General features: G+C 45.8%; 16 protein-coding genes. 8 read left to right on the top strand and 8 right to left on the bottom strand.

The features are described from left to right. The first annotated feature begins 93 nt into the window (after positions 1-93). Both BLL41_RS10395 and BLL41_RS10390 read left to right on the top strand, forming a co-directional pair. On the top strand, positions 94-807 hold the full coding sequence (locus BLL41_RS10395) for a YwaF family protein (RefSeq protein WP_071577773.1): 714 nt from the start codon (positions 94-96) through the stop codon (positions 805-807). Positions 808-916: 109 nt separating this feature from the next. Beyond that, positions 917-1,777 carry a glycosyltransferase family 8 protein gene (locus BLL41_RS10390; protein ID WP_071577772.1) on the top strand — a complete coding sequence of 287 codons (861 nt, stop codon included), beginning with the start codon at positions 917-919 and terminating at the stop codon, positions 1,775-1,777. Between the two features lie 53 nt (positions 1,778-1,830). On the opposite strand, the gene sacY is transcribed toward BLL41_RS10390, so the two are convergent. The 3 genes from sacY to epr all read right to left on the bottom strand — a co-directional run bounded on the left by sacY (position 1,831) and on the right by epr (position 6,475). Then, entirely contained in the window at positions 1,831-2,673 is an 843-nt protein-coding gene (gene sacY, locus BLL41_RS10385) for a transcription antiterminator SacY (RefSeq protein ID WP_071577846.1), read from the bottom strand. A gap of 52 nt (positions 2,674-2,725) precedes the next feature. Further along, entirely contained in the window at positions 2,726-4,105 is a 1,380-nt protein-coding gene (sacX, locus tag BLL41_RS10380; RefSeq protein WP_071577771.1) for a SacY negative regulator SacX, read from the bottom strand. Between the two features lie 432 nt (positions 4,106-4,537). Then, on the bottom strand, positions 4,538-6,475 hold the full coding sequence (gene epr / locus BLL41_RS10370) for a minor protease Epr (RefSeq protein WP_071577769.1): 1,938 nt from the start codon (positions 6,473-6,475) through the stop codon (positions 4,538-4,540). 228 nt (positions 6,476-6,703) lie between these two features. Between epr and celB the strand changes: the two genes are divergently transcribed. Beyond that, positions 6,704-8,044, top strand: coding sequence for a PTS cellobiose transporter subunit IIC (gene celB, locus BLL41_RS10365; protein ID WP_071577768.1), 1,341 nt, complete (start codon positions 6,704-6,706; stop codon positions 8,042-8,044). 70 nt (positions 8,045-8,114) lie between these two features. Next, positions 8,115-8,792, top strand: coding sequence for a DUF2711 domain-containing protein (locus BLL41_RS10360; protein ID WP_071577767.1), 678 nt, complete (start codon positions 8,115-8,117; stop codon positions 8,790-8,792). A gap of 36 nt (positions 8,793-8,828) precedes the next feature. Here the strand turns inward: BLL41_RS10360 and glxA are convergent, their stop codons facing one another. Beyond that, positions 8,829-9,209 carry a glyoxalase GlxA gene (gene glxA / locus BLL41_RS10355; protein ID WP_014665869.1) on the bottom strand — a complete coding sequence of 127 codons (381 nt, stop codon included), beginning with the start codon at positions 9,207-9,209 and terminating at the stop codon, positions 8,829-8,831. Positions 9,210-9,329: 120 nt separating this feature from the next. Between glxA and BLL41_RS10350 the strand changes: the two genes are divergently transcribed. Next, entirely contained in the window at positions 9,330-10,517 is a 1,188-nt protein-coding gene (locus tag BLL41_RS10350; protein ID WP_071577766.1) for a class I SAM-dependent rRNA methyltransferase, read from the top strand. Positions 10,518-10,549: 32 nt separating this feature from the next. Here the strand turns inward: BLL41_RS10350 and BLL41_RS10345 are convergent, their stop codons facing one another. The 4 genes from BLL41_RS10345 to BLL41_RS10330 all read right to left on the bottom strand — a co-directional run bounded on the left by BLL41_RS10345 (position 10,550) and on the right by BLL41_RS10330 (position 13,129). Further along, positions 10,550-10,747 carry a YwbE family protein gene (locus BLL41_RS10345; protein ID WP_015385004.1) on the bottom strand — a complete coding sequence of 66 codons (198 nt, stop codon included), beginning with the start codon at positions 10,745-10,747 and terminating at the stop codon, positions 10,550-10,552. 33 nt (positions 10,748-10,780) lie between these two features. Next, on the bottom strand, positions 10,781-11,983 hold the full coding sequence (locus BLL41_RS10340; protein WP_071577765.1) for an MFS transporter: 1,203 nt from the start codon (positions 11,981-11,983) through the stop codon (positions 10,781-10,783). A gap of 100 nt (positions 11,984-12,083) precedes the next feature. Further along, complete coding sequence (locus BLL41_RS10335) at positions 12,084-12,761, bottom strand: CidB/LrgB family autolysis modulator (RefSeq protein WP_019259828.1); 678 nt, start codon at positions 12,759-12,761, stop codon at positions 12,084-12,086. Continuing rightward, on the bottom strand, positions 12,743-13,129 hold the full coding sequence (locus BLL41_RS10330) for a CidA/LrgA family holin-like protein (protein ID WP_003227375.1): 387 nt from the start codon (positions 13,127-13,129) through the stop codon (positions 12,743-12,745). The genes BLL41_RS10335 and BLL41_RS10330 overlap by 19 nt, the downstream gene beginning before the upstream one ends. Positions 13,130-13,234: 105 nt before the next feature. Here BLL41_RS10330 and cidR point away from each other — a divergent pair, with 105 nt between their 5' ends. From cidR to thiE, 3 genes are read left to right on the top strand one after another with little or no spacing between them, the layout of a single operon-like run. Next, entirely contained in the window at positions 13,235-14,140 is a 906-nt protein-coding gene (gene cidR / locus BLL41_RS10325; protein WP_003227377.1) for a cidABC operon transcriptional activator CidR, read from the top strand. Positions 14,141-14,147: 7 nt separating this feature from the next. Beyond that, positions 14,148-14,966: a hydroxyethylthiazole kinase gene (gene thiM / locus BLL41_RS10320; RefSeq protein ID WP_071577764.1), complete on the top strand. Its 819-nt coding sequence runs from the start codon at positions 14,148-14,150 to the stop codon at positions 14,964-14,966. Continuing rightward, complete coding sequence (thiE, locus tag BLL41_RS10315) at positions 14,963-15,631, top strand: thiamine phosphate synthase (RefSeq protein WP_071577763.1); 669 nt, start codon at positions 14,963-14,965, stop codon at positions 15,629-15,631. The genes thiM and thiE overlap by 4 nt, the downstream gene beginning before the upstream one ends. The last annotated feature ends 125 nt before the right edge of the window (positions 15,632-15,756 follow it).

Here is a 15,756-nt window from a genome sequence, read left to right as displayed (position 1 = left end):
GTCTGATGTGAACTTCAAGCCCATATATCGGTTGTATAAAAAAAGCCCAAACAACACCAAAATAAACAAAAACCCGCAAACGGGGGTGCAGTCTTGCAAAAATATGTTCAATCCGTCTATAAGCATGATCCGTTTCATCTGTTTTCGACAGAGCATGTGGTGACGCTAGCGATTATCGCTCTTTTGGCCGTTCTGTTGTTTCTGTTTCAAGATGGGATTAAACGGCCTAAGGCCAGCCGGTTTTTGCGTTTTTTGATTGTGTTTCTTTTGCTTGGGTCGCAAATCGGCTATCAAATATGGATGATCGCCACGGACAGGTGGTCAGTGCGCACTTCATTGCCTCTCCAGCTTAGTGACCTGTCGGTGTATTTGTCAGCCATTATGCTAGTGACAAAAAGCAGGAAGCTGTTTGTATTTTTGTTTTTTGCCGGCATTGGCAGTTCCATTCAGGCTCTTGCCACTCCCGACCTCGGCATGTTTTCTTTTCCGCATATCCGATATATTCTCTTTTTTATTTCGCACGGTTCCGTGTTTTTATCCTGTCTGCTGATGGCGGTGATGGGCACTTACAGAATGGGCCAGCGCTCGTTATGGGTGACTGTCCTGCTTGTTAATGTGTACGGCGTCTGCATTTACCTGATTGATCGCTGGCTTGGCGCGAATTATATGTATTTGACGAAAAAACCGGGCGGATCCTCTCTCTTGGATGTTCTCGGGCCATGGCCGTGGTATATCGTCTCGGCTGAAGCCATTACGATTGCCAGCTTTTTCATTCTTTATTGGCTTTATCGCATCTTCAAAAAATGACACCTTTTTTGTTGTATCACACATTCTGATTAAAAAAATGTCGGAGAACGTGTTTATTTTTTTGAAAAAGGGTATGTAACTTGTACAACAAAAAGGGAGATGAATACCATTGAGGAAAGATGAAATCATGCATATCGTATCATGCGCAGATGATAATTATGCTCGTCATTTAGGTGGGATGTTCGTTTCTTTATTGACCAATATGGATCAGGAGAGAGAGGTTAAATTATACGTCATTGATGGCGGAATTCAGCCTGATAACAAAAAAAGACTGGAAGAAACCACTTTGAAATTCGGCGTGCCGATTGAGTTTTTAGAAGTGGATACCAACATGTATGAACATGCGGTAGAAAGCAGCCATATTACAAAAGCCGCGTATTACCGCATTTCGATTCCCGACTTAATTAAGGATGAAAGCATCAAACGAATGATTTACATCGATTGCGATGCGCTTGTCCTAGAGGATATTTCAAAGCTATGGGACTTGGACATTGCGCCATACACCGTTGCCGCTGTTGAGGATGCGGGGCAGCATGAACGCCTGAAAGAAATGAACATCACTGATACAGGGAAGTATTTTAACTCAGGTATCATGATTATTGATTTTGAGTCTTGGAGAAAGCAAAACATCACAGAAAAAGTCATCAACTTTATCAATGAACACCCAGACGAAGACTTTCTTGTGCTGCACGACCAAGATGCACTGAATGCGATCTTGTATGATCAGTGGTATGAACTTCATCCGCGCTGGAACGCGCAAACCTATATCATGTTAAAGCTGAAAACCCCACCGACTCTGTTAGGGCGGAAGCAATATAATGAAACGAGAGAAAACCCGGCAATCGTGCACTTCTGCGGCGGAGAAAAGCCTTGGAACTCCAATACAAAACATCCGTATCGCGATGAGTATTTCCATTACATGTCGTATACGAAGTGGAATACGATTGGGAACCCGGCGATCAACCAATAAACCAGATATAAAAAACGCTTTTGAGATGATCAAAAGCGTTTTTTTTGTTTGCCTCAGCGTGCGACTGACCGTTGGTAGAACCGCTGAATATGCATGGCGATGTAGCACAATTCTTTTTCGGGAAACTCAAAGCCGTATTCCTTTTTCACAAAGGTGCCGATGCTAAGGGCGCACAGGAAAGCATCCTTAAACCTCTCTTTAATGATGTCGATCATTTCTGCGTCCAGCTCATAAATGGATTCGCCCGCTTTGATATGCTGAATGGCAAAGCGAAGATGGGTCACGAGCCGTTCATAAGAGATGGTATCTTCAACGATATTGATAGACAGCTGAATTTCAATAATCTCGATAATATCACGGATCATTGTTGTAATATCGAGCGTTTGTGTCATATCGCCGGCATTGTTTCTTGCTGTGTGGATATGCATGGCAATATTGCCGATTTCATCATCAGGAATGTGAATCCCCAGTTTATCTTTAATCAGTGCTCTGGCCCATAAGCCGATCTGGAACTCCTTCGGATAAAGGACCTTTATTTCATTCAGCAGCGGATTTTTAATGACCATCCCATTGCTCAGGCGTTCAATCGCAAAGGAAAGATGGTCTGAAAAAGCGACATGAATGCGCTCGTTGATTTTGATGTTCAGCTCTTTTTCGGCATGAGAGATAATTTGCTCAGAAATCTGAATATGGTCTTCAGGCAATGTTTCTAAAATCTCTTCGAACTGCTTATAGTCAGCTGTATCTTTTCTGACAAAGGTTTTTTCTATTTTCGACTGGTCGACAATATCATTTTTCTTTTTGTCGAACCCAATTCCTGCACCCAAGAGAATCTTCTCTTCTTTTTGATCCTTCACGACGACAGCATTATGATTTAAGATTCTTTTAATTTTCATAGCTTTTTTTCCTTTCATCCCCCGTTTTATGAATGAAAACGAATAAATCCAGTTATTCTGTCTCTTCTTTAAACCCGAGAAACAATGTAGCTATAAAAGCAGAGACGGCTGCGATCAAAAAACCGATCATATAATGAACAAAATTCGCGGCGCCGAACGGCAGCACAATTGAAATCATCGGAATGCCTGTCAGCCCGTAGGAATTTGCCACAACTTGTACCGCAACCACGTACGCTCCGCCAATAGCACCGCCGATGGCTGCTCCGATAAAGGGACGGATCAGTTTGAGATTCACCCCGAATACAATCGGTTCAACAATGCCTAAAAACGCGGTCAGAGAAGCGGGGAGCGCAATTTTTTTCAGGCTTGATTGTTTCGTTTTGAGGAATACTGCAAGCCCCGCTCCGCCCTGGGCCACATTCGCCATCGACCATATCGGCACTAAAAAGTTGACACCGACATGCGGATTAGCAAGCAGCGTTGCTTCAATCGCATAAAAGCTATGATGCAAGCCAGATAGGACGATAGTAGAGTAGATGCCGCCGAAAAGGGCTCCGGCAGCAATGCCGGCGTGATCATAAATATAGACTATCGATTGTGTCATGATTTGGCCGACGATAGAAGCGGCGGGATTCATCACAATCAGCGCGAGGCACCCTGTCACCATGACCGTAATAAAGGGAATGATCACGACATCAAGCGACTTCGGCACAATCGATTTTAATAGCTTCTCAATTTTGCTCATGACAAAAACGGAGAGAAGAATCGGTATAATGGAACCCTGATAGCCCATCATCGGGATATGAAGCCCCCATATATCTAAAGAAGCCGGGGTTTTGCTGCCGAGCATAGATGGATCCAGCAGATCAGGATGCGTCAAAAGCCCCGCAATCACTGCCCCTAGATAGGGGTTGCTGCCAAATTGCCGTGCGGCACTGAAGCCGACTAAAATCGGCAGCAAAATAAAGGCTGTGCTGGACACGAGGTCGAGCATTTTAATCCATGGGCTGTCGGCAGCGAACCAGTGAAACACCTTAATCATGCCGATCAGCCCCATGAGCAGGCCGCTTGCTGTTATGGCCGGAATAATCGGCACAAAAATATCAGACAGTGTTTTCGCAAAAGCTGCGGCAGGGTTCAGCTTCCGGCTGGCTTTTTTCAGGTGCACAGGCTCTTCAGAAGGCACGGCCTCCCACACTTGAACGACTTCTTTATATATTTTGTTGACGACGCCTGCTCCGAAAATAATCTGGAATAGTCCGTATCGGAAAAAGGTGCCCTGCACACCTTGCAGGTTCTCAATGGCACGTATATCAATTTTCGTCTCGTCCTTTACATCAAAACGAAGACGAGTCGTACAATGGCTGATGCTGATAATATTGTTTCTTCCTCCTGCTAGCAGCAGTAAGTCTTTTGCAATCTCTTTATGCAAGCAATCAAAACCTCCTTTGCTGAAGAAAAGTCGGCTTGTTCATCGTATCAAATGAAAAGTTGACAATCAAAATGAAAAAAGTGAGAAATACCGGCTGAAAATAACAAAAATGCCCGCGTCGGTGACGGAGCATTAGTATAGGGATTGTTGTCCAAGGCGCCGTTATGAGACCAACACGAAAAGAAGAGTTAAAATGCCCTGCTTTTTTAGGCACTAATACTCCCTTTGCATCATTGGGTCTTGCCTGCCTGCCCAGTCACAATCCCGCCATATGTGGTGATAACTGTAATAACGTTCATTTTATGCTGTTCATGGCTGTATAGCAATAGTATGAAAAGCCTGTGCGATGGATGGGAAAAAGGTTGTGTGTGGTGTTCTAAGAAGGTAAAAAACCCTTTAAGACCTGGTATGCAGGTTTTAAAGGGTTTTGGGTTACTTTTTCGGTTTGACGGCGTTCAGCCGTTTTTGCAGCTTTGTTTTTTCATTGGATGCTTTTAATTGATTCACTGCAGACTGAGCGGATGTCTTTGATTTCTTTGTTTTGTCTTTCTCCGCTTTCTTTACTTTTGCTTTGGCAGTTTCGACTTTTTTTGCTTCAGCTGCCGCCACTTTTTTCTTCACTTTGTCTAACCGTTTTTGCAATGCCGTTTTGTCCTTGCCTGATTGAAGCTGATTCACGGCTGATTGTGCTTTTGCCGCATTTGCATCAGTTGATTTCTTTTCGGCAGCAGATACGGATTGCTGCGCCGTCTTCAAATTGGTGCTTTTTACTTTGGTAAGGCGTTTCTGAAGCGACGTTTTTTCTGAACCTGCCGGCAGCTTGCCAACTGCTGATTGTGCGCTGTCCACATCTGTTTTCTTTTTGCTTTTTTCCGCTTTCGCAACTTTGTCTTTCGCCTGCTTTGACGCGATGTAGCGTTTAACTTGGTCTAACCGTTTTTGCAGGTTCTTTTTGTCTGTTCCGTTCGGCAGCTTGTTAATGGCAGGTTGGGCTGTATCAACGGTTTGCTGTGTTTTATACTTTTCTGCCTTTGCGACTTTGTCTTTCGCATCTTTTACATTTCTGAATGACTGTACTTTATCCAGTCTTTTTTGCAGGGATGTTTTGGCATCGGAATCATGAAGCTGGGTGACGAGTTCCCGCGCTTTGTCGATATCGGGTTGTGCTTTTGTTTGTTCCGCTTTTTTCACCGCTTGCTCTGCAGCCGTGTAAGCTGAATCTGTTTCCTGTGTTTTATAGTGGATTAAGCCGTAGCCAAATTGCTGATCACGGCCTGCGGTTCCAAGATCAACGATATTTTTGCGCATTTCCTCGCGAAGCTGGACGTTTGTCTCGGCAGGGTCACGCTGTTTTAGCAAAGCAAACATGGCAGCGGCGTGCGGTGTCGCTTGGGATGTCCCGCTTCCTGTCGCATAATATTGGTTTAAGTAAGTGCTCGTGATGTTTGTTCCCGGCGCTGAAAATTCAACTTCATCTCCAGTTGTTGAGAAGGAGGCAAGCTGATTCTTTTCGTTTGTTGCCGAAACCGCAACGACACTGCTGTACGCCGCCGGATAATTCACTGGCTTTCCGTTTCCGTCATTCCCGCTTGCTGCAACAAGCAGAACGCCTTGTTCATATGCTTTGTCCACGGCGTCATGAAGGATTTTGCTGTCTGACGTCGTGCCAAGGCTCATATTGACGATGTCCATCCTGTTTGCGATCGACCAGTCAATTCCTTGGAGAAGGCTTTGAAGATCCCCCGAGCCGTTCTGATCAAGCGCTTTAACCGCGTATATTTGTGCTTCCGGTGCGATGCCGTCAATTCCGTAGCCGTTATGCTTGGCTCCGATAATCCCTGCGACATGTGTTCCGTGGCCGTTATCATCTTTGTAAGAAGAGGTATAACTGACAGCTGAATACCCGCCGGCAATCGACAGGTCATCATGGGGGGAGATTCCGCTGTCAATGACGGCAATTTTGACACTTTTTCCTGTCAGTCCTGCCTTCCAGGCCTGTTTTACCTGAATGGGCTCAAGGTTCCATTGCTCGAAGTTGTCAGAGGTGTCAGCGCCGTCTGACAGCACTTTGAAATCCGTGCTGTCTGCTGCGGTAAAGGATACGTTATTTTCTACATACAAAATATCAGGATCCTGCTTTAATTCTTTTACTGTCTCCTGATCTGCTGTGACTGCTACTGCGGGAAGATGCTTATACTGCTTTTCGACATCAGCATCGCTGTCCAGGATGGTTTCCTTTCCGGCCTTGTTTTTATAAACCACAATAACCTCTTTCTCGCTGCTGTTTTGCGCATGAGCGAGAGGGCCTATGGCGAGAAAACTGAAAAACAAAGTGACTGATACAACAAGTTTGCAAGACATGTTTTTCATGATTAATCTCCTTTTTTCTATGATGTTTGATATATATATCGGAGAAAAAAAGAGAGATTAATAGTAAGAAGGAAAAAAATTTTCATGGGCAGGGTGGTTTAGCAAAATGCAGATTTTTTCCGCAGGAAGAGGAAATTTTCCAAATGAATTTGTAAGCGTTTTCAAAATAAGATAAAGAAAACATTGCGGAGGTTGTTCACAAAGCAATGAGAAAAGGGGGCTTTTAAGATGAGCACATTCACTCGGGTGATGGAGGAGAAAATAATGCCTGTCGCCGGGAAAATTGCCGGGCAGCGGCATCTCAGCGCTTTGCGTGACGGAATTATCCTGACCATGCCGCTGATTATTATCGGGTCTGTCTTCTTGATTTTAACGAGCCTGCCGATTCCGGGGTATGCTGATTTCATGGCGAGTATGTTTGGAAACGAGTGGGCCGATAAGCTCGGATATCCTGTTAACGCTTCGTTTGATATTATGGCGATGATTGCCGCTTTTGGGATCGCCTATCGGCTGGCAGAAAGCTATGGTGTCGATGCCCTTTCTGCCGGAGCGATTTCAATTGCCGCATTTCTGCTGGCAACACCGTTTGAGGTGCCGTTTACACCGGATGGCTCAACGGAACCCATCATGGTAGGGGGCGGAATCCCGATCACGCTGCTCGGCAGTAAGGGCTTATTTGTCGCCATGCTGATCGCTTTGTTTTCAACAGAAATCTATCGATATATTATTCAAAAGAATATCGTCTTCAAAATGCCAGACGGTGTGCCGCCTGCGGTAAGCAAATCGTTTGTCGCGCTGATTCCCGGCTTTATCATTGTGTTTCTCGTATGGCTGGCGCGCCTTCTGATTGAAATGACACCTTTTCAGAGCCTTCACAATGTCGTAGGAGACCTGCTTGGCACACCGCTTTCCATCCTTGGCGGCAGTCTCGGCGGAAGCCTGATTGCGGAATTTGTGCAGATGCTGCTTTGGTCGTGCGGGATTCACGGGGCTTCCATCATTGGCGGGATCATGGCGCCGATTTGGTACGGCGCGATGGATGCCAACCGTCTCGCCTTCCAAGCGGGCGAGGCGCTGCCGAGTATTTTTACGACTCAGTTTTTTCAAATTTGGATCAATGTCGGCGGAAGCGGAGCGACGCTTGCGCTTGTCTTGACGATGCTTGTCCGGTCTCGCAGCAAACAAATGAAGCAGCTTGGCCGATTAGGGATTGGGCCCGCGCTTTTTAATATCAACGAGCCGATCATTTTCGGCATGCCGATTGTCATGAACCCGCTTCTCATTGTTCCATTTATCCTCGCTCCACTCCTCACGATTACCGCAACTTATATCGGCATGAGCACCGGGCTGGTGGCAAGACCGGCCGGAATCGCCGTGCCATGGACGATGCCGCCGATCATATCAGGCTACCTGGCGACAGGCGGCAAGGTCTCGGGCGCTGTTATGCAGCTGGTGAATCTGCTGATCACCTGTGCTATCTACTATCCGTTTTTCAGAATATGGGACCATCAAAAATGGCGGGAAGAGAGTGCGGTTGAATCTGGGGATAAAAATGTATGTGATAGATGATCAGCCTGTCATAGGCTGATCATCATCTTTCAAATGAAAGGGAATGTTAGAAAATGTAAAGGAGGTGCGCATGCTAGATTATATATGGTTAGATGACGAATCACCAATCTTACAACAAGTACCAGTTGAATACTCATCAGCTGCTCTTATCTTTTCTCCTTTTATCCAAATGCCTGAAGGATGGGAGAAAGCAAAGAGAAAAAATGATTACGAGCATATTTATCCAAACGATGATGAAATAAGAGGAAAAGGCAAGGCTGTTTCCTGGAAGAAGGTTATGTCTTCTTGCGGCTTTCAAACACATGCTGAGCTGGCGCTGGCTTTAATGACGTCTATAGGTGCCTTAAGGGACAAGTGCGCGAGAGAGGATTTGGCTGAGGCGTTACATGAAAACATAAATGGAGACCTCTATTATCCCAGTGAGGATCATATTTCAAATTTTCATATTCCGAGTTTGATAAAGGTGTTAGGTGTAAACGGATCCAAGCGGTTTTATTACGCAGAACCGATTGTGGAAAACCGCGGCGTTTTGGACATAACTGAGGCGAACTTGCGGACGGTTCTTGATGAAGCCGCGGCAGAGCTCGTTTTGACTGATGAGAAAATGGACTTTGTGTTTATGAGTGTATATGACTCATTCATTAATGTCTTTTTAGCAAAAGATAAAAACATTAATGACCTGGTTCAGCGTAGGGGCTTGGAAGCGATGGTTTGCGATGAGTCGACGTATATCAGTTGGTATAGATAAAAAAGAACGTACATCACAAAATGTACGTTCTTTTTTTTACCGCTGAAAGAACTCAATCCACTCACCATCAGGGCCTTCGATATAGAAATAACGGTATCCGTTTGGAAGTGTTGTGATCTCCTCGTCAATAAATTTTGCGTTCATTCTTTCCGCTTTTGTATATTCAGCAGCAATGTCATCCGTCAGCAGGGCAATGTGGTGCACTTTTCCTTCGGAGGGAAGCTCACTGCTGTAGCCTTGAATCAGTTCGATTTCTGTTTCCGGGCCGTCTTCAAAGCCGAGAAAAGCAAGCTCGATTACACCGTTCGTGTGTGTGATGCGATCCTTCAATTTCATGCCAAGTACCTCTTCATAAAATGTGATAGACGCGTTAATATCTCTTACCATGATGCCTGTATGGTCAATTCGTTTTGGCATGCTGCTCCTCCTCGTAACTCTTTTTGTCTATCGTAGAAAAACCTTTCCTTTCTGTCAATGCAGACATCTTGGCGTTTTGTGGTACGATAAGAGAAAGCAAACAGAAAGAGGACGACATATATGAAGCTACTCACCCTAAAAAAAGCACACGCTGCCAAAATCAAAAAAGGCTATCCCCTTATCGAAAAAGAAGCTCTCGCAGGGAGTGCGGGGCACATGAAAGAAGGAGACCTCGTTGATATCGTGTCTGAGAGCGGCGAATTTCTCGCGCGGGGCTATTACGGCTTGCAAAACAAAGGGGTTGGCTGGACGCTTACCCGCAATAAACATGAACAGATTGACCATGCCTTTTTTCTCAGCAAATTAACAAAAGCGGCCCAAGCGCGCGCCAAATTATTCGAAACTCAAGATACAACGGCCTTCCGCCTGTTCAACGGTGAGGGCGACGGTGTCGGGGGCGTCACTATCGACTATTATGACGGCTACCTGCTGGTACAATGGTACAGCAAGGGCATTTACACCTTTAAAGATATGCTGATTTCCGCTTTGGATGAGATGAATCTTGATTATAAAGCGATTTACGAGAAAAAACGCTTCGACACAGCTGGACAATACGTTGAAGATGATGACTTCGTGAAAGGGAAAAGAGGCGAGTTCCCGATCATCATCCAGGAGAATGGCATTCAATACGCGGTGGATCTGAATGAGGGCGCCATGACGGGCATCTTTTTGGATCAAAGACACGTGCGCAAGGCAATCAGAGACCGCTATGCAAAAGGGAAAACCGTTTTGAATACGTTTTCTTATACGGGTGCATTCTCCGTGGCGGCAGCGCTTGGCGGAGCGGAGAAAACAACAAGCGTGGACGTGGCAAACCGAAGCCTGGCCAAAACGATCGAGCAATTCAGCGTGAACAAGCTGGATTACGAAGCGCACGACATTAAAGTGATGGACGTGTTTAACTATTTTTCATATGCTGCAAAAAAGGATCTGCGCTTTGATCTCATTATCCTCGACCCGCCGTCCTTTGCGCGTACAAAAAAACGCACCTTCAGCGCGGCCAAGGATTATAAAAACCTGCTGAAGGAAACGATCGCCATCACAGCTGACAAGGGTGTCATTGTTGCCTCTACAAACAGCAGCGCTTTTGGCATGAAGAAGTTCAAAGGCTTTATCGATGCCGCCTTTAAAGAAACAAATGAACGCTACACGATTATAGAGGAATTTACACTGCCGGAGGACTTCAAAACGATTTCGGCGTTTCCGGAGGGCAACTACCTGAAAGTGGTCTTTCTGCAGAAGAAATAACGAAAAAGCTGCCCTTTTCGGGGGCAGCTTTTTTATGTAGAAATGATCTGCTGGACGCGGCCGATGCGGCCATCTTCAAGCCGGACTTTAATGCCGTGCGGATGAAAGCTTGATTTCGTCAAAATGTCCTTCACTGTCCCTCGCGTCAGTTTTCCTGTTTTTTGATCAGCTTTCAATACAATATCAACCTGCAACCCTTTCGAAATGCTGTTTCGCTCTTGCCCGTTCATAACGCACATCCTTTCTTTTGTTCATTATAGTCATTATGGTTTAAAAGTAACAGCCGGCTGATGAAGTGTATGTTTGTTTTTTTCAGCCTTCATTAAATATAATGTCAAGCAAAAGCCTGCTATGCTCAGAATGCCAAAAAGCAAGTAGACTGCGAAAATCGATACGTAGTCAAAAATATACCCGCCCGCAAATGTGCAGAACCAGTTGCCGAACCCGTTGCCGATGGCGGCGTACATGGTCAGCGCTGTCGCTTCAACGTGTCTTGGAGTAATCTTTTTCACATATTGAAGCGCTGCCGGGATAAATAAACCGATGGCCACTCCCTGAAGAAAGACCGTCGCATAAATGATCCATAATGAAGGCGCCGTGAAATAGAGCGCCCACCTGAATAATGAAACCCCGCCTGACAGCATAATGACGTTGAGCAGCCCTATTTTATCTATAAATGTTTGGGCAAATCGCATAAATGGTATTTCCGAAATGACGCCGATGAAAAATAAAATGCCGATAGCGGAAAGAGACGCGCCGCTTTTGTCCAGAAAAAGACTGAAATACGTATTGTTTGCTAAGTTTGGAGCAAATGTCGTAAAAGTGATGATCATAAAGATGAGGAAGGTTTTGTTGCTGATAAGCTCCCGGAATCCTTTGCGGATATTGACCTTTGTTTTCGTTTTCTGCTGGCCGGGCATTTGAGAAGCCAATATGGCGGCAATGCATAGAAAGGCACAGCCGAAGATAAAGATCACATGAATGGGATACAGCTGGTTCGTCACTTGTCCCATGACAAACACCGCGACGCCGAAGCCGAGAGAACCAAACAGGCGGATTCCGCCATAATTGCCGTTTGTTTCTTGTGTGTACCTTAGTGAAATGCTGTCCGAAAGTGGGATAATCGTGCTTTGAAAGGCTGCAAAACAGGCCGCAATCAAAATAAAAAAAGGAAAGCTGTCAAATGCAATATAGCCTAGTCCAATGATGCCTGTGATTGATGTGCAAACCGCCAGCAGGCTTTTCGTTTTTTGTGTATAGTCGCTCAGCATGCCCCAAAACGGCTGAAAGAAAATCATCACAATCGGGCCCAGTGACATGATCAAGCCGACCTGTGATCCGCTTAAATGCTGTTCTTTCGTTAAATACATACTGAGTAGGGGAATCATGCTGCCCGTACCGAGAAAAGCGAACAAATAAAATCCTTTTAACGCGGCATAATGCCGTCTCACCTGCAAGTTGTGCATCAGGGTGCCTCCTTTGGTATCCACAAATACATTATATTGGAATTCGCCAGCTTTTCAATAAGTGGAAGCACATAAAAAAACTGCCCTTGAAAGGACAGTTTTACATAAATGAAAGTAAAAACGGCGCCGCACAAAGCGTCATAATCGCAGCTAAGATCATCGATACGCTTGAAATCGTACCGGACACAGAGCTAAGCTCAAATGCCTTTGATGTTCCCGCTCCGTGCGCGCTTGTGCCGAGCAGCACGCCCCGGGCGATTTCGTTATCAATACGGAAGTAGCGGATGACCATCGGACCGATCACCGTGCCGAGCAAAGCCGTTAAAATTACAAACACGGCGGTGACGGCAGGCATTCCGCCGATCATTTCAGATACGTTCATGGCGATCGGCGTTGTCACTGATCTCGGGACGAGGCTGTCAATTAAGCCGGTGCCGAGGTGAAGCCATTTCGCAATAAGAGCGGTAGAAATAATCGCGATGCATGAACCGACAGCCACATTCAAAATAATTTCCACTGCGTATTTCTTTAAAACAGGGAAATATTTATATAGCGGGATCGCGAAAGCCACGGTAGCCGGCTGTAGCATATCGGTCAGCAATTCGCCGCCGAGATTATAGGACTCGTACGGGACATTCACCAGCAGCAGCAGACCGACTAACACAGCGGGCGTCACCAATAGCGGCGACGTATAAACACGCGGAAAGCGTTGATAGACCTTTTTTGCTCCTAAATACACCAAAACCGTTAAAAACAAACTTACAATTCCGATGAACACGTATGCTTTTTCTCCTTTCTTTTTGCAATTAGTTGTGTAAGCGTTCCTGTAGACACCATCACGACAAACGTGCTGATGATGACAACAAGCAGAATGCTGACACCAAATTTCGACATAATGTCTCCGTATTCAATCACTCCGACGGCAGACGGGATAAAAAATAAAAGCAGCTCCCCGAGAAGCCACGCTGCACCAAGCTCTATCCATTCAAGCTTGATAATGTTAAAGTGCAATAATGTGAAAAGAATCACAATCCCTATTATACTGCCGGGAATATTTATATGAAGAAGGGCTGTCACCCAATTAATCAGCCGAGCAAATATAAATAACAGAGCGATTTGAATAACGGTTAGCAACAGTTTTTTCATATTGATGCCTCCCTTATATACTCATTGTACATAAGGTCTCGCTATAGGTAAAATATATATTAAGAATAAGAAGTATTCCTTTTGTCTATAGAAAGGGTGAAGCGCATGGATATCCGCCATTTAACATATTTCTTGGAAGTCGCCCGTTTAAAAAGTTTTACGAAGGCTTCCCAGTCCCTTTATGTTTCTCAGCCGACGATATCAAAAATGATCAAAAATTTAGAAGAAGAGCTCGGAATTGAACTGTTTTACCGAAACGGCAGGCAGGTGGAACTGACTGATGCCGGCCATAGCATGTATGTGCAGGCGCAGGAAATAATTAAATCATTTCAAAACCTGACGTCAGAATTAAATGATATTATGGAAGTCAAGAAAGGGCACGTACGGATTGGACTGCCGCCGATGATCGGATCGGGGTTTTTCCCGAGAGTGCTCGGCGATTTCCGTGAAAACTATCCGAATGTCACCTTTCAGCTAGTCGAAGACGGTTCTATAAAAGTCCAAGAAGGTGTCGGGGACGGCTCTCTTGATATCGGCGTTGTGGTTCTTCCAGCAAACGAAGACATCTTTCATTCGTTTACAATCGTAAAAGAAACCTTAATGCTTGTCGTTCACCCTTCCCACCGGCTTGCTGATGAGAAAGAATGCCAGCTGCGTGAGTTGAAGGACGAGCCTTTTATTTTCTTCAGGGAGGATTTTGTCCTGCACAACCGAATTATGACGGAATGTATCAAGGCTGGATTCCGGCCCCATATCATTTATGAAACATCACAATGGGATTTTATCAGTGAGATGGTATCCGCCAACCTTGGGATCGGGCTTTTGCCGGAACGGATCTGCCGCGGCCTTGACCCGGAAAAAGTGAAAGTCATTCCGCTTGTCGATCCGGTCATCCCTTGGCATCTTGCCATTATTTGGAGAAAGGACCGGTACTTGTCGTTTGCCGCCAGAGCTTGGCTCGAACATACGAAATCGTATTTATGGGACCCGAAAAAAGATAGTAAAGGATGATGCAAACATGGATGCACAATCAGCAGCAAAATGTCTTACTGCTGTCCGCCGGCACAGCCCACTGGTGCATAGCATAACCAACAATGTCGTAACGAATTTCACAGCAAACGGCCTGCTCGCGCTCGGCGCATCGCCAGTTATGGCGTATGCGAAAGAAGAGGTCGCCGATATGGCGAAGATTGCGGGTGCACTCGTTTTGAATATCGGAACGCTGAGCAAGGAGTCAGTCGAAGCGATGATCATCGCGGGAAAATCAGCCAATGAACATGGCGTCCCCGTCATTCTTGATCCTGTCGGTGCCGGAGCAACACCGTTCCGAACTGAATCGGCACGTGACATCATTCGTGAGGTGCGCCTTGCTGCAATCAGAGGAAATGCGGCGGAAATTGCCCATACCGTTGGTGTGACGGATTGGCTGATCAAAGGTGTTGATGCGGGTGAAGGCGGAGGCGACATCATCTGGCTGGCTCAGCAAGCGGCACAAAAGCTAAACACGGTCATTGCGATTACTGGTGAAGTCGATGTCATTGCCGACACATCAAACGTATATACCCTTCATAATGGCCACAAGCTGCTGACAAAAGTAACAGGCGCCGGTTGCCTGTTGACTTCCGTTGTCGGTGCGTTTTGCGCTGTGGAAGAGAAACCATTGGTTGCTGCTATCGCTGCTATTTCCTCGTATGGAGTAGCAGCTCAGCTTGCCGCACAGCAAACAGCTGACAAAGGTCCGGGAAGCTTTCAGATTGAATTGCTGAACAAGCTTTCGTCTGTAACTGAACAAGACGTCCAAGAATGGGCGACAATTGAAAGGGTGACTGTCTCATGACTCGTATTTCTCGGGAAATGATGAAAGAGTTATTATCTGTTTACTTCATTATGGGGTCAAACAATACGAAAGCCGATCCTGTCACAGTTGTACAAAAAGCGTTAAAAGGCGGTGCCACCCTGTACCAATTCCGTGAAAAGGGCGGGGATGCACTGACTGGAGAGGCTCGGGTTGAATTTGCTGAAAAAGTGCAGGCAGCCTGTCGTGAAGCTGGTGTTCCGTTCATTGTCAATGATGATGTGCAATTAGCCCTGAAGCTGAAAGCTGACGGTATCCACATCGGCCAGGAAGACGCAAACGCGAAAGAGGTAAGAGCTGCTATAGGTGATATGATTCTCGGCGTTTCCGCCCATACGATGTCCGAGGTGAAGCAAGCCGAAGAAGACGGAGCGGATTATGTCGGGCTCGGGCCGATCTATCCGACTGAAACGAAAAAGGATACGAGAGCGGTACAGGGGGTATCTCTTATCGAAGCAGTCCGCCGCCAAGGCATCAGCATTCCAATTATCGGCATCGGCGGAATCACAATAGATAATGCCGCACCTGTTATCCAAGCGGGTGCCGATGGTGTCAGTATGATCAGCGCCATCAGTCAGGCGGAGGATCCTGAGAGTGCTGCGCGCAAGTTTCATGAGGAAATTCAAACATATAAAACAGAAAGATAATCGTTCATCTTCTTCAAAAGGCTGTTCTGTAAAAGGACAGCTTTTTTGCTTTCCATCAAGGTTTTCAGACCTTCAAATTTTAATTGACAAAGGACAGGAACTGGCTATGATTATGTTATACAATG

It is taken from the genome of Bacillus sp. FMQ74 (genome assembly GCF_001875785.1).
GTDB lineage: Bacteria > Bacillota > Bacilli > Bacillales > Bacillaceae > Bacillus > Bacillus stercoris.
This window is presented reverse-complemented; position numbering and strand designations above follow the sequence as displayed.

Excerpts from the sequence above, each read along its gene's own strand:
- thiE (WP_071577763.1), top strand. The coding sequence starts at position 14,963 with ATGACTCGTATTTCTCGGGAAATGATGAAAGAGTTATTATCTGTTTAC.
- sacY (WP_071577846.1), bottom strand. The coding sequence starts at position 2,673 with ATGAAAATTAAAAGAATCTTAAATCATAATGCTGTCGTCGTGAAGGAT.
- glxA (WP_014665869.1), bottom strand. The coding sequence starts at position 9,209 with ATGCCAAAACGAATTGACCATACAGGCATCATGGTAAGAGATATTAAC.
- epr (WP_071577769.1), bottom strand. The coding sequence starts at position 6,475 with ATGAAAAACATGTCTTGCAAACTTGTTGTATCAGTCACTTTGTTTTTC.
- cidR (WP_003227377.1), top strand. The coding sequence starts at position 13,235 with ATGGATATCCGCCATTTAACATATTTCTTGGAAGTCGCCCGTTTAAAA.
- celB (WP_071577768.1), top strand. The coding sequence starts at position 6,704 with ATGAGCACATTCACTCGGGTGATGGAGGAGAAAATAATGCCTGTCGCC.
- BLL41_RS10330 (WP_003227375.1), bottom strand. The coding sequence starts at position 13,129 with ATGAAAAAACTGTTGCTAACCGTTATTCAAATCGCTCTGTTATTTATA.
- BLL41_RS10350 (WP_071577766.1), top strand. The coding sequence starts at position 9,330 with ATGAAGCTACTCACCCTAAAAAAAGCACACGCTGCCAAAATCAAAAAA.
- thiM (WP_071577764.1), top strand. The coding sequence starts at position 14,148 with ATGGATGCACAATCAGCAGCAAAATGTCTTACTGCTGTCCGCCGGCAC.
- BLL41_RS10340 (WP_071577765.1), bottom strand. The coding sequence starts at position 11,983 with ATGCACAACTTGCAGGTGAGACGGCATTATGCCGCGTTAAAAGGATTT.
- BLL41_RS10360 (WP_071577767.1), top strand. The coding sequence starts at position 8,115 with ATGCTAGATTATATATGGTTAGATGACGAATCACCAATCTTACAACAA.
- BLL41_RS10345 (WP_015385004.1), bottom strand. The coding sequence starts at position 10,747 with ATGAACGGGCAAGAGCGAAACAGCATTTCGAAAGGGTTGCAGGTTGAT.